The 11,257-nt window shown below is 63.9% G+C and carries 14 protein-coding genes; 8 read left to right on the top strand and 6 right to left on the bottom strand.

Features of this window, described 5'->3' with window-relative positions:
• Positions 1 to 31: 31 nt before the first annotated feature.
• Complete coding sequence (locus ACRAWE_RS12790; RefSeq protein WP_432525434.1) at positions 32 to 655, bottom strand: glutathione S-transferase family protein; 624 nt, start codon at positions 653 to 655, stop codon at positions 32 to 34.
• A gap of 9 nt (positions 656 to 664) precedes the next feature.
• Positions 665 to 853 (bottom strand): DUF1127 domain-containing protein, encoded by a 189-nt coding sequence (locus ACRAWE_RS12795; protein ID WP_019454672.1) that lies wholly within the window; start codon positions 851 to 853, stop codon positions 665 to 667.
• A 176-nt stretch (positions 854 to 1,029) separates the two neighbouring features.
• Here ACRAWE_RS12795 and ACRAWE_RS12800 point away from each other — a divergent pair, with 176 nt between their 5' ends.
• From ACRAWE_RS12800 to ACRAWE_RS12815, 4 genes are all read left to right on the top strand, one after another.
• A complete protein-coding gene (locus tag ACRAWE_RS12800) occupies positions 1,030 to 2,466 on the top strand; it encodes a PLP-dependent aminotransferase family protein (protein WP_019454673.1) in 1,437 nt (478 codons plus the stop codon).
• Between the two features lie 78 nt (positions 2,467 to 2,544).
• Complete coding sequence (locus ACRAWE_RS12805; RefSeq protein ID WP_432525435.1) at positions 2,545 to 3,432, top strand: oxidoreductase; 888 nt, start codon at positions 2,545 to 2,547, stop codon at positions 3,430 to 3,432.
• 10 nt (positions 3,433 to 3,442) lie between these two features.
• Positions 3,443 to 4,468, top strand: coding sequence for an AraC family transcriptional regulator (locus tag ACRAWE_RS12810; RefSeq protein WP_074054756.1), 1,026 nt, complete (start codon positions 3,443 to 3,445; stop codon positions 4,466 to 4,468).
• Entirely contained in the window at positions 4,465 to 5,130 is a 666-nt protein-coding gene (locus ACRAWE_RS12815; protein WP_432525436.1) for an epimerase, read from the top strand. The genes ACRAWE_RS12810 and ACRAWE_RS12815 overlap by 4 nt, the downstream gene beginning before the upstream one ends.
• A gap of 10 nt (positions 5,131 to 5,140) precedes the next feature.
• On the opposite strand, the gene ACRAWE_RS12820 is transcribed toward ACRAWE_RS12815, so the two are convergent.
• Entirely contained in the window at positions 5,141 to 5,563 is a 423-nt protein-coding gene (locus tag ACRAWE_RS12820) for an NUDIX hydrolase (protein WP_198635619.1), read from the bottom strand.
• Between the two features lie 106 nt (positions 5,564 to 5,669).
• Here ACRAWE_RS12820 and sseA point away from each other — a divergent pair, with 106 nt between their 5' ends.
• Positions 5,670 to 6,515 (top strand): 3-mercaptopyruvate sulfurtransferase, encoded by an 846-nt coding sequence (gene sseA / locus ACRAWE_RS12825; protein WP_074054759.1) that lies wholly within the window; start codon positions 5,670 to 5,672, stop codon positions 6,513 to 6,515.
• Here the strand turns inward: sseA and ACRAWE_RS12830 are convergent.
• On the bottom strand, positions 6,512 to 7,381 hold the full coding sequence (locus tag ACRAWE_RS12830) for a LysR substrate-binding domain-containing protein (protein WP_432525437.1): 870 nt from the start codon (positions 7,379 to 7,381) through the stop codon (positions 6,512 to 6,514). The genes sseA and ACRAWE_RS12830 overlap by 4 nt on opposite strands.
• Positions 7,382 to 7,486: 105 nt before the next feature.
• Here ACRAWE_RS12830 and ACRAWE_RS12835 point away from each other — a divergent pair, with 105 nt between their 5' ends.
• The 3 genes from ACRAWE_RS12835 to ACRAWE_RS12845 all read left to right on the top strand — a co-directional run bounded on the left by ACRAWE_RS12835 (position 7,487) and on the right by ACRAWE_RS12845 (position 9,904).
• Positions 7,487 to 8,050 carry a DUF4865 family protein gene (locus ACRAWE_RS12835; protein ID WP_019454680.1) on the top strand — a complete coding sequence of 188 codons (564 nt, stop codon included), beginning with the start codon at positions 7,487 to 7,489 and terminating at the stop codon, positions 8,048 to 8,050.
• A gap of 82 nt (positions 8,051 to 8,132) precedes the next feature.
• Complete coding sequence (locus ACRAWE_RS12840) at positions 8,133 to 9,350, top strand: FAD-dependent oxidoreductase (protein ID WP_025159999.1); 1,218 nt, start codon at positions 8,133 to 8,135, stop codon at positions 9,348 to 9,350.
• Between the two features lie 41 nt (positions 9,351 to 9,391).
• Positions 9,392 to 9,904 carry a GNAT family N-acetyltransferase gene (locus ACRAWE_RS12845; RefSeq protein ID WP_019454682.1) on the top strand — a complete coding sequence of 171 codons (513 nt, stop codon included), beginning with the start codon at positions 9,392 to 9,394 and terminating at the stop codon, positions 9,902 to 9,904.
• A 22-nt stretch (positions 9,905 to 9,926) separates the two neighbouring features.
• Here the strand turns inward: ACRAWE_RS12845 and ACRAWE_RS12850 are convergent, their stop codons facing one another.
• Together ACRAWE_RS12850 and urtE are read right to left on the bottom strand one after the other, a co-directional pair.
• On the bottom strand, positions 9,927 to 10,439 hold the full coding sequence (locus ACRAWE_RS12850) for a DUF2165 family protein (protein ID WP_432525439.1): 513 nt from the start codon (positions 10,437 to 10,439) through the stop codon (positions 9,927 to 9,929).
• 118 nt (positions 10,440 to 10,557) lie between these two features.
• Positions 10,558 to 11,256 (bottom strand): urea ABC transporter ATP-binding subunit UrtE, encoded by a 699-nt coding sequence (gene urtE / locus ACRAWE_RS12855; protein WP_432525440.1) that lies wholly within the window; start codon positions 11,254 to 11,256, stop codon positions 10,558 to 10,560.
• Position 11,257: the final 1 nt, after the last annotated feature.

Consider the following 11,257-nt stretch of genomic DNA (forward strand, 5'->3'; position numbering starts at 1 on the left):
GGACGAGATAAAATGAACCATTTATTTCATATCACGGTAAACCGTTGGCGCCGTGCCGCACGTAGCCGGGACGTTGCAGCAGGCGCTGCTGATAGTCCGCCAGCGCCGCATAATGCGGCCGCTCGAACGGCGTCATCAACCAACGGTTCAGCGACAACCCCAGCACCACGTCTGCCAACGTAAAAACGGCGCCGGCGGCGTAAGGGCCGCGCTGCGCCAGATGTGCGTCCAACAAGCCCATCAGCCGGTTCCATTCGCACTCGGCGGCGGCCAGGCTGGCGGCATCCTGATAATCCGCATGCCCGCGCACCCGCGACATGAACACATAGCGCCAGGCACCGTTCAGATCGGTGGCCTGCCAATCCATCCACATCTCTACCGCCGCCCGCACGCCGGGTGCCTGCGGCAGCAGATCTTTCCGTCCTTCCCGCCCCGCCAGATAGCGGCAAATGGTGTTCGACTCCCACAGCACTCGGGCGCCGTCGATCAACACCGGCACCAGGCCGTTGGGATTGAGCGCCAAAAACTCGGGTTCCTGCGTGGAGCGAAAGCCGCTGCCCCACTCCTCCCGTTCCAGCGGCAGCGCCAGCTCATGGCAGGTCCACAACACCTTGCGCACGTTGATCGATGAAGCCTTACCCAATAATTTCAGCATCCGCTTTCCTCACCCTCTCCAGAAAGGCTTATCCCCTTCGCGGCGCGCATCCGCTCGCGTCAGGCCGATATCCGCCAGTTGCCTGTCGTTCAGCAGCAGCAACTCTCTTCGCGTCCGCTGGCGCAGTTGATACAAACGCCAGCGGGATAGCCATGTTCGCCGCGGCATGGCGGCTTTTACGATAGACAAGACGGTCATCATGTTCTCCTGGGCAACTGACTCTGCCGTCATGATGCTGTGCGAGCAAAAAACAATACAGATTCACGTCAGCGTTATTTTTTTCATACAGCCATACCCAAAAACAGGCTGAATGCTTTACTTTGAAAGCATCTGTACCGGTTTTTACGGCATTCAACTCAACGAGAGGCATCTGTATGACACGCTATGCCGCCCTGGCCGCCATTCTTAGCCAGCGCATCCAGCAAGGACTGTATCCGGCCGGCGACCGCCTGCCTTCGGTGCGCACGCTGAGCCAGGAGCACGGCGTCAGCATCAGTACGGTGCAACAAGCCTATCGGCTGCTGGAGGAACAGCGCCTGGTGGAAGCGCGGCCGAAGTCGGGTTACTTCGTGCACGCGCGCCGCGCGCAGGCCGAGCTGCCTGCCATGACGGCGCCGGTGCAGCGGCCGGTGGATATTTCACAATGGGAACAGGTGCTGGAACTGGTGCGCAGCCGGCCGCGCGAAGGCCTGATTCAGCTGGGCCGCGGCATGCCGGATATCGCCGAACCGACGATGAAACCGCTGATCGTCGCCCTGCGCAACGCCGCCCGCCACGGCGATTTGCGCAGCCTGTATTACGACAGCATTCAGGGCGTGGCCGCGCTGCGCGAACAGGTCGCTCGCCTGCTGCTGGATTCGGGCTGCCAAATCGGCCCCGATCAGCTGCTGATCACCACCGGCTGCCAGGAAGCGATCTCCGCCGGGCTGCGCGCCGTTTGCCAACCCGGCGACATCGTGGCGGTCGACTCGCCCTGTTTCCACGGCACCATGCAGACACTCAAAGGCCTGGGCATCAAGGCGCTGGAAATCCCCACCGATCCGCTCAGCGGCGTCAGCCTGGCAGCGCTGGAAATGGCGCTGGAGCAGTGGCCGGTCAAGGCTATCCTGCTGACGCCCAACTGCAACAACCCGCTGGGCTACATCATGCCCGACGCCCACAAACAGCGGTTGCTGACGCTGGCGCAGCGCCACGACGCGGCGATCATCGAGGATGACGTTTACGGCGACATCGCCTATCACTACCCACGGCCGCGCACCATCAAGTCGTTCGACGAAGATGGCCGCGTGCTGCTGTGCAGCTCGTTTTCCAAAACGCTGGCGCCGGGGCTGCGCGTGGGCTGGATCGCGCCCGGCCGCTACCTGGAGCGGGTGCTGCATATGAAATTCATCGGCTCCGGCGCCACCGCCACCCAGCCGCAGCTGGCGATCGCCGAGTTTATTCGCGGCGGGCACTATCTGCAGCACCTGCGGCGCATGCGCGCCCGTTACCGGCAGAACCGCGATCGGATGACCGATCTGATCCTGAAATACTTCCCGGCAGGCACCCGCGTCAGCCGCCCGCGCGGCGGCTTTATGCTGTGGATCGAGCTGGATGAGGCGTTCGACACCCTGCGCCTCAACCGTCATCTCGAGCAGCAGGGCGTGCAGATCGCCGTCGGCAGCATCTTTTCCGCCGCCGGCAAATACCGCAACTGCCTGCGCATCAACTATGCGCCGGCGCTGACGCCGGAGATAGAGCAAGCGGTGCAGAAGGTCGGCGCCACCATCCAGGCGCTGATGCCGGCCGACAGTTTGGCGCAATCGGATTAAATCTTGACGCGATCGGATTATCGCTGTGCGGCCCGGCGCTCTAAAGTGGCATCACACCCACTCGCAATCAGGAAGGTCATGATGTCTCAGTCACAGGTATGGTTAATCACCGGCAGCTCCCGCGGCCTGGGCCAACAGCTGGCGCAGGCGGTGCTGGCCGCCGGACACCGTCTGATCGCCACCGCCCGTCAGGCGCAACAGCTGCAGCCGCTGGTGGAACGCTACGGCGATCGGGTCGCTACGGTCGCGCTCGACGTCACCGACGCCAGGGCCGCCGAACGCGCGGTGCGCACGGCGATCGAACGCTTCGGCCGGCTGGACGTGCTGGTCAACAACGCCGGTTACGGCAATATCGCGCCGATAGAAGAAGCCGATGAGGCGGACTTCCGCGCGCAGCTCGAGACCAACTTTTTCGGCGTGTTCAACGTCACCCGCGCGGCGTTGCCGATATTGCGCCGGCAGGGCAGCGGCCATATCATCCAGATCGCCACCATCGGCGCTCGCCTCGGCATTGCCGGTCTCAGCGCCTACCATACCGCCAAGTGGGCGGTCGAAGGTTTCTCCGAATCGCTGGCCAAAGAGATCGCGCCGTTCGGCGTTAAGGTGACGATGGTCGAGCCCGGCGGCTTCCGCACCGATTGGGCCGGTTCTTCAATGACCATTGCGCCGATCGGCGAAGCCTATCAGCCGACGCTGGGTCCGATGCTGGCCTTCCTGCAGCAGCATAACGGCAGCCAAACCGGCGATCCGGCCAAGGCGGCGCAGGCGATCCTGCAGTTGGCGGCGCTGGAAGCCCCTCCGCTGCGCCTGCTGCTCGGCAGCGACGCGGTGCATATGGCAGCGCAGATCCTGGCCGAACGTCAGGCGGAAGACACGGCATTCCGCGCTCTCAGCCTGAGCACCGACCACGACGACAGCTCGCCGGATCACGCCGCGATGGCGGCGGTGGTGACGGGAAAACCCTAAGGAGCCCGCATTGAGCAGCGATCAAATTCCGGTCTCCAGCGCACTGGCGGTACGCCTGGCGGCGCTGGGCGTCGATATCGAGCAGCTCGGCCGATTGGCCGGGTTGCCCGCCGGGCTGTTCGGCGAACGGCGCGACAAGGTGAAACTCACCACGCAGCAATTTTTCTCCGTCTGGCGCACCCTGCCGCAGCTGAGCGACGACCCGGGTTTCGGTCTGCGCCTCGGCGGCGATGTGGCGCCGGAACACTATGACATCGCTTTGGTCGCCGCGCTGCATTCCGCGACGCTGGGCGAAGCGCTGCAAAAGATCGCGCGCTACAAACGGCTGGTCTGCCCGGAGGAGCTGATGCTGGTGGAAGACGGCGACAGCATGCGCCTGCACACTCGCTGGACCATGAGCGAAGGCCATGCGCCGGCGATGCTGATCGACGCCATGTTCGCCGCCATCACCACCCTGTGTCGACGCGGCACCGGCTTGCCCCTGCAGCCGCTGGCGATCGAATTGACCCGGCGAGCGGATGCCGCCTCCCCGCTGGCGCGCTATTTCGGTTGCCCGGTGGCATTCAACGCCCCGCTGGACGTGCTGGTGTTCGATCGCGCGTTGATGCGTCAACCCTTCGTCACCTATAACCAGGACATGCTGGCGGTGCTGCTGCCGGGGCTGGAGGCGGAGCTGGCCCGCTCTTTGGCGGAACACGATCTGCCGACGCAGGTGATGGCGATCCTCGGGCGCAGCATGCGCGGCCAACGCCCCAGCGTCAACAGCGTGGCCGCTGAGCTCTATCTCAGCCCGCGCACGCTGCAGCGCCGCCTGCAACAGCACGGCTACAGCTACCAGCAGCTGTTGGACAAAACCCGCCACCGCACCGCCTGTCGGCTGTTGGCGGACACCGATCTCGAGCCGGGAGAAATCGCCTTTGTACTGGGATTTGAAGAACTGAATTCGTTCAGCCGCGCGTTCATGCAGTGGGAAGCGCTGACGCCCAGCCGCTGGCGCACGCAGCGCGCCGTCGGCCAACGGGAGAACAGAACATGAAAGTGATTATTTTCGGCGCCAGCGGCATGGTGGGCCAGGGCGCACTGCGGGAATGCCTGCGCGATCCGCAGGTCAGCGAAGTACTCAGCATCGGCCGAAGCCCGTTGGCCCAGAGCCACGCCAAACTGCGTCAGCTCACCCTGCCCGACCTGCGCAACCTGTCTTCGCTGGAGCCGCAGCTCGCCGGCTACGACGCCTGTTTCTTCTGCCTGGGAACGTCGTCCGCCGGCCTGAGCGAGGCCGAGTATCGCGCGGTGACTTACGATCTGACGCTGGCCGCCGCCCGCCCGTTGGCGATGCTGAACCCGACGATGGTCTTTATTTACGTCTCCGGCCTCGGCACCGACAGCAGCGAACGCGGCCGCAGCATGTGGGCCAGGGTCAAGGGCGCTACCGAAAACGCCTTGCTGACGCTGCCGTTCCACGCGGTGATGTTCCGCCCTGGCGCCATTGTGCCGCTGCACGGCATTCGCTCCAAAACCCGCCTCTACGATCTGGCCTATCGGCTGTTCAAACCGCTGTGGCTTAGCGCTTTGCGGCTGCTTCCCGCTCAGGTGACCACCACCGAGCGGGTTGGGCTGGCGATGCTGGCGGTGGCGCGCCGGGAAACCGACTTACGCATCCTGGAGCCGGCGCAGATCAACCGAGTGGCGGCGTCCTGAAACAACGGGGTTAACCGCCCTGCCGCCAATACTCCGCCACCCGGCGGCGCAGATGTTCGATACCCTGCGGATGGTGAATAAACTGCTCCACCGGCATCATCCGCCAACGCTGCCCCTCGTCGCCAAAGCGAATCGCGGCGATCTGCGCCGGAGTGATCATTCCGGCCATAAACCAGGTCGGCGAACCGCCGGGCGAAATGCCGTCGTAGCGCCGCCGCCAGACGATCTGCCGTTCGGCGATCGATACGCCGAACTCTTCCCGCGTCTCCCGCTGCACGCACTGCAGCGGCGTTTCGCCGTTTTCCCGCCCGCCGCCAGGCAGATCCCACAGGCCGGGCCACGGAATGCCCGGCTTATCGTCCCGTTGGTAAACCAGCAGAAAACCGTCGCACAGCAGCGCGATCTTGGCTCCGCCAAACGCCCGTTCCGTCATATTTTCTCCTCACCCCGTCCATCCCCTGTCACTGAACATCATACTTCATCCCCGCGCGGCCTGGTGTATAGTGAAAACCCGTTTTCACAACAGGCGAACAATGACGATGAACTCTCCGTTTCTGGTGACTCCCCAATGGCTTGCGCAACATATCAACGATGAAAATCTGGTCGTTCTCGACGTGCGAATGTCGCCGGTCGGGCTGACGCCGAAAAAAGACATGCTTGCCGAGTTCGAACGCGGCCATATCCCCGGCGCGGTCTACTTCGATATCGACGAGGTGGCGGACAAGAACACCACGCTGCCGCACATGTTGCCAACGGCGGCGGAATTCGGCGCAGCGGCGGGCAAGCTGGGCATCAGCGAGCGCGACACCCTGGTGATTTACGACGAAGGCAACCAGTTCTCCGCGCCGCGCGGCTGGTGGACTTTCCGCAATTTCGGCGCCCAGCGTGTTTACGTGCTGGACGAAGGGCTGAACGGCTGGACCGCGCTGGGGCAAGCGCTGGAAACCGGCCCGGCGCAGCCTGAGCCGCAGACCTTCAACGCCCGCTTCAACGCCGAAGCGGTAGTGGATATGCGGCAAGTGGAGCAGGCGTTAGGCACGCCGGTGCAAATTCTCGACGCGCGCGCCGCGCCGCGCTTTTATGCCGAAGCGCCAGAGCCGCGCCCCGGCCTGCATCGCGGCCACATTCCCGGCAGCATCAATATTCCGTACGGCGAGCTGCTGGAGAACGGCCGTTTCAAATCGCTGGCAGCGCTGCGCCAAACCTTCAGCGACAAGGGCGTGGACATCAACGGCCCGATCATCACCAGCTGCGGCTCCGGCGTAACGGCGGCGGTGCTGGCGTTCGGCCTGCTGTCGCTCGGCGCTCCGCAGGTCAAACTGTATGACGGCGCCTGGAGCGAATGGGGCCAACTGAGCGGCAAGCAGCCGATCGCCAAAGATTAAGATTCGATCCGCTCGACCACGATCTGCGCCAGCCGCTGCACGGCGGCAGAAGGCTGATCCTCGGCGCGGTGCAGCACCACGCCGAGCTGGCCCAGAGCGGGCAGCAAATCGGGCGCCAGCGGCGACAGGCCGGGCGGCAAACCGGCAGCCGCCCGCACCGTGACGCCCAACCCGGCGTTCACCGCCGCCCACACGCCGTTCAGGCTGCGGCTGGTAAAGGCGATGCGCCAGGGGATGCCGGCGCGATCCAGCGCCTGCGTCGCCGCGCTACGCATCAGGCAGGGCGCGTCGAACATCACCAGCGGCAGCGGCTCATCCCCTTCTCGCCAGGGCGCCAGCGCGAAGCCGGGCGAGGCGATCCAGTGCAGTTGCCGCCGGCCCAGCGCCTGATGAAACGGCGTGCTCAAACCGCCATCCCACGCCAGCGACAGATCCAGCTGGCCTTTCAGCACCCAGTCGATCAACTCGGCATTGCGGGCGATGCGCGCCTCGATACGCACCTTCGGATTGGCGCGCGCGAAGCTGCCCAACACCTGCGGCAGAAACGTCTCGCCGAAATCTTCCTGCAGCCCCAGCCGCACCGTGCCCTGCAGATCCAATCCTCGCACCGCGGCGGCGGCCTCATCATTGAGCTCCAGCAGACGGCGCGCGTAACCGAGCAGGGTCTCCCCCGCCTCAGTCATCACCATGCCGCGTCCGGCCTTGCGCAGGATCGGCGCGCCGACCTGCTGCTCCAGCTTTTTCAGGTGGGCGCTGACCGCCGACGTCGAACGCCCCAGCCGTTCCGCCGCCTTGGCGAAGCTGCCCAGCTCGACGCCGGTGACGAAGCTGCGTAAATCCTCGAGATCGAAGGTAATTCGTCCCATGCTGACCGTCCTGATTTTCTGAACCATCAATCAAAATAATACCGATTTTACTGATAAAGATGGCGTGTCACGCTCTCCGGGTCAATGTCTTTCAGGAGAATCCTTATGCTCGCGATGCAATACCGTTTCACCCTGCCCGCCGACTACGATATGGCGATCGTTCGCCGCCGCATTGCCGATTTCGGCCACCTGCTCGACGCCTGCCCGCAGCTGATCGTCAAAGCCTATCTGTACGCGCAGCGCAGCGAAGGCAGCGCCGAGAATCTCTACGCCCCTTTTTACCTGTGGAACAGCAGCGCCGGCATGAGCGACTTCCTGGCCGGCGAAGGCTTCAGGGGCCTCAGCCAGGCGTTCGGCTGGCCGCGCGTCAGCCACTGGCTGCCGTGGCTGACGCATTTCGATCGCCTTCATCTGGCCGAGGCCGCATGGGCGACCCGTCAGGAACAGGCTATCGCCCCCTACAGCGATCTGCCTGCATTGCGTCGCCAACAGCAGGCGGCCCCCGGCGCGCTGGCCTCCATCGTGGCGTTCGATCCCGCCGAGTGGCGGTTAGTACGGCTGGATATCTGGCGTGAAGCGCCGCAGGCGCGGCCGCAAAACAGCCAGCTGTTCCGCGTCGGCCATCTGTCCGCTCCCTTTGACCACACTGCGCCGCGGGTTGACAGTTAAATGTGATATTGATAATCATTATCAATACTAAACACTCATTTGCGGTTCGCGGGATGCGGGCCGCTCTCCGGGGTCAACCGCCATGTCGTCATCACCGATCACACCTTACGCCACCGCCTGCTGCATCGTGGGAGGCGGCCCCGCCGGGCTGATGCTCGGCTATCTGCTGGCGCGGGCGGGGATCGACGTGACGGTGCTGGAGAAGCACGCCGACTTCCTGCGCGATTTTCGCGGTGACACCATTCATCCCTCGACGCTGGAAGTCATGCATCAGCTGGGCCTACTCGATGAACTGTTGACGCTGCCGCACCAGCGCGCGGAATCCCTGCACGCCGAAGTCGCCGGGCGCGACATCAAGCTGGCGGATTTCACCCGCCTGCCGACGCGCTGCAAATTTATCGCCTTTATGCCGCAGTGGGAGTTCCTCAATTTTTTGGCACAGCAGGCCGCCGCTTTTCCCAATTTCAGATTGTTGACCTCAACGCAGGTTCATGAGCTGCTGTATGACCGCGGCCAGGTATGCGGCGTACTGGCCGACACGCCGGAAGGCCCGATCCGCGTGCGCAGCCAGTTGGTGATCGGCACCGACGGCCGCAACTCGGTGGTGCGTGAGCAGGCGGCGCTCAGCAGCCGATCCTTCGGTGCCCCGCGCGACGTCTTGTGGATGAAGCTCAGCAAGCAGCCGGGCGATCCGGCCTGGTCAATGGGCCACACCGGGCCAAAGCAGAACTTCATCATGATCGATCGCGGTGACTACTGGCAGTGCGGCTACTCGATCGACAAAGGCAGCTTCGACGCGATCCGCCGCAACGGGCTGGAGAAATTTTTGCTGCACCTCGCCGAGGTGGCGCCATTCCAGGACGATCGCCTGCAGGAGATCGTCGAGTGGGATCAGCTGAAACTGCTGAGCATCCGCATCGATCGTCTGGATCGCTGGGCCAAACCGGGCGTGCTGTGCATCGGCGACGCCGCGCACGCCATGTCACCGATCGGTGGCGTGGGCGTCAATCTGGCGATTCAGGACGCGGTAGCCGCCGCCAACGCCCTGATACCGCCGCTGCGCCAACATCGGCTGCAGCTGAAACATTTGCTGAGCGTGCAGCGCCGGCGTGAGTTCCCCACCCGGGCGATCCAGTTTTTGCAGATCAAAATGAGCCAGCGCAAGCCGGGTCAGCGTCGCGCCGCCGGCGGTTCGCGCCTGATCGCTCGCGTCGGCAACAGCCGTTGGCTGCCGCGCCTGTTCGGTCGCATCATCGGCCTGGGCTTTCGCCGCGAAACGCCGCGACATCTTGAAAATTAAGCCGCTATACTCATCGGTTCTCGCTTCGATGAGGTTCACTCATGTTCACCGTCCGTCAGGCATTGGTAGAAGATTTAACCCAGGTGCGCGATATCGGCATCAGCACCTATCGTTCGCACTTCGGTGAGCTGTGGCACTACCCGCACGAGCTGGAGGCCTTTCTGGCCGAGGATTTTTCCGTCTCCGCGCTGGAACGGACGCTGCGCGATCCCGACGTGTGCTGGCTGTTGGCCTATGAGAATGATGCCCTCGTCGGCTATGCGCGGGTGAACTTCGACAGCCTGCTGGCACCAACCGAACAAATCGGCGCAGAGCTGCAGAAAATCTATTTCCTGCCGGGCCACGCCGGCAACGGCTATGGCCAGCGCCTGTTCGAACAGGTGCAGCGGCGGGCCATCGAGCGCCGGCAAAAAACGCTGTGGCTGGAGGTGCTGCAACGCAACACCGGCGCCCAACGTTTTTATCAGCGTCAGGGATTGAGCATTTGTGGCGAGACCTGCTACACCAGCGCCCAAGGCTCGATAGGCATCTGGTATATGAGCAAGGCGCTGTAACCGCGCCCCGCTCCGCCGCCGTTTAGCGCGGCTCCCGCTGCAGCATCAGGAACAGCAAGGCAAACGCATTGGGCGCCAGGTAGATCAGCGCCCCCAGTTGCACCGCCAGCGGGTTCTCTTTGGCCTGCCAGGCCATAAACCAGTCGCCGGCGACCACCATAAAGCCGACGCCCCACACCGCGATCGCGCAAAGCGCCCCCAGCATCGCCCAGGCTTTACCCTTGGCGAAAGCGGCGTAAGGGTCTTTCAATCGCCCGACCATCAGCACCACGCCGGCCGTCGCCAGCAACCCGGCCAGCGTTTCCAGCGCGGTGATGGCCGCCAACCCCAACATGCAGGCCCAGTCGGCGGTGACGGCGCGCCACATCAGCCCCGGCGTCTGATAGGTATCTTGCATGGCGAGCAGCGGCCCCACCGCATTGCGCGCGGTGCCGGCGAAGTCCGCCGTATTGTTCAACAGGCTGAACAGCCCCCACAGGGCCGGAAACAGGGACAGGACGATGCAAGCGAGGCGTGACACAGTGATTTCGTTCATGATGATGTTAGCTATCCATGGCAAGGGATTAATAAAAAACGCCTTTTAGATTAGTCCATAACATCCGCAAGGAGAAACAGCTGCACGACTTTCAGACATGCGGCTCCCTTTACCTCGTTCAAATCGCCACCAGCCCACGTACGCCGTCCTGTTCCATATTGCTGCCGGCGCCGCGCTGCACGATGCTGCCGCGCGACATCACCAGATAGCTGTCCGCCAGATCGGCGGCAAAGTCATAGAACTGTTCCACCAGCAGGATCGCCATATCGCCGCGCGCCGCCAGCTGCTTGATCACCGCGCCGATCTCCTTGATCACCGACGGTTGGATCCCTTCCGTCGGCTCGTCGAGGATCAACAGCTGCGGCCGGCAGGCCAGCGCCCGGCCGATCGCCAGCTGCTGTTGCTGCCCGCCGGAGAGATCGCCGCCGCGCCGATCCTTCATCTGCCTCAGTACCGGAAACAGGTCATAGATCGGATCCGGCACCGTGCGCGCGGCGCCGCCGGAGAAGCGCGCCAGCCCCATCAGCAGATTTTCTTCCACCGTCAGACGCGGGAAGATTTCCCGCCCCTGCGGCACATAGGCGATGCCCGCCTGCACCCGCTGGTGCGGCTTTTTACCGGTGATGGTTTCGCCCTGCCAACGGACGCTGCCGCTGCGCGCCGGGATCAGCCCCATCAGGCATTTCAGCAGCGTGGTCTTGCCCACGCCGTTGCGCCCCAGCAGGCAGGTCACTTCGCCGATGCGCGCCTCAAACGACAGGCCGCGCAGAATGTGGCTGCCGCCGTAACACTGATTCAATTCCTCTACCTGCAGCATG

It is taken from the genome of Serratia sp. BFP-2025 (assembly GCF_050880365.1).
GTDB lineage: Bacteria > Pseudomonadota > Gammaproteobacteria > Enterobacterales > Enterobacteriaceae > Serratia > Serratia surfactantfaciens.

Bases quoted from the DNA above. Each gene is read 5' to 3' on its own strand.
- ACRAWE_RS12790 (WP_432525434.1), bottom strand. From the start codon at position 655: ATGCTGAAATTATTGGGTAAGGCTTCATCGATCAACGTGCGCAAGGTG.
- ACRAWE_RS12795 (WP_019454672.1), bottom strand. From the start codon at position 853: ATGACCGTCTTGTCTATCGTAAAAGCCGCCATGCCGCGGCGAACATGG.
- ACRAWE_RS12800 (WP_019454673.1), top strand. From the start codon at position 1,030: ATGACACGCTATGCCGCCCTGGCCGCCATTCTTAGCCAGCGCATCCAG.
- ACRAWE_RS12805 (WP_432525435.1), top strand. From the start codon at position 2,545: ATGATGTCTCAGTCACAGGTATGGTTAATCACCGGCAGCTCCCGCGGC.
- ACRAWE_RS12815 (WP_432525436.1), top strand. From the start codon at position 4,465: ATGAAAGTGATTATTTTCGGCGCCAGCGGCATGGTGGGCCAGGGCGCA.
- ACRAWE_RS12820 (WP_198635619.1), bottom strand. From the start codon at position 5,563: ATGACGGAACGGGCGTTTGGCGGAGCCAAGATCGCGCTGCTGTGCGAC.
- sseA (WP_074054759.1), top strand. From the start codon at position 5,670: ATGAACTCTCCGTTTCTGGTGACTCCCCAATGGCTTGCGCAACATATC.
- ACRAWE_RS12830 (WP_432525437.1), bottom strand. From the start codon at position 7,381: ATGGGACGAATTACCTTCGATCTCGAGGATTTACGCAGCTTCGTCACC.
- ACRAWE_RS12835 (WP_019454680.1), top strand. From the start codon at position 7,487: ATGCTCGCGATGCAATACCGTTTCACCCTGCCCGCCGACTACGATATG.
- ACRAWE_RS12840 (WP_025159999.1), top strand. From the start codon at position 8,133: ATGTCGTCATCACCGATCACACCTTACGCCACCGCCTGCTGCATCGTG.
- ACRAWE_RS12845 (WP_019454682.1), top strand. From the start codon at position 9,392: ATGTTCACCGTCCGTCAGGCATTGGTAGAAGATTTAACCCAGGTGCGC.
- ACRAWE_RS12850 (WP_432525439.1), bottom strand. From the start codon at position 10,439: ATGAACGAAATCACTGTGTCACGCCTCGCTTGCATCGTCCTGTCCCTG.
- urtE (WP_432525440.1), bottom strand. From the start codon at position 11,256: ATGCTGCAGGTAGAGGAATTGAATCAGTGTTACGGCGGCAGCCACATT.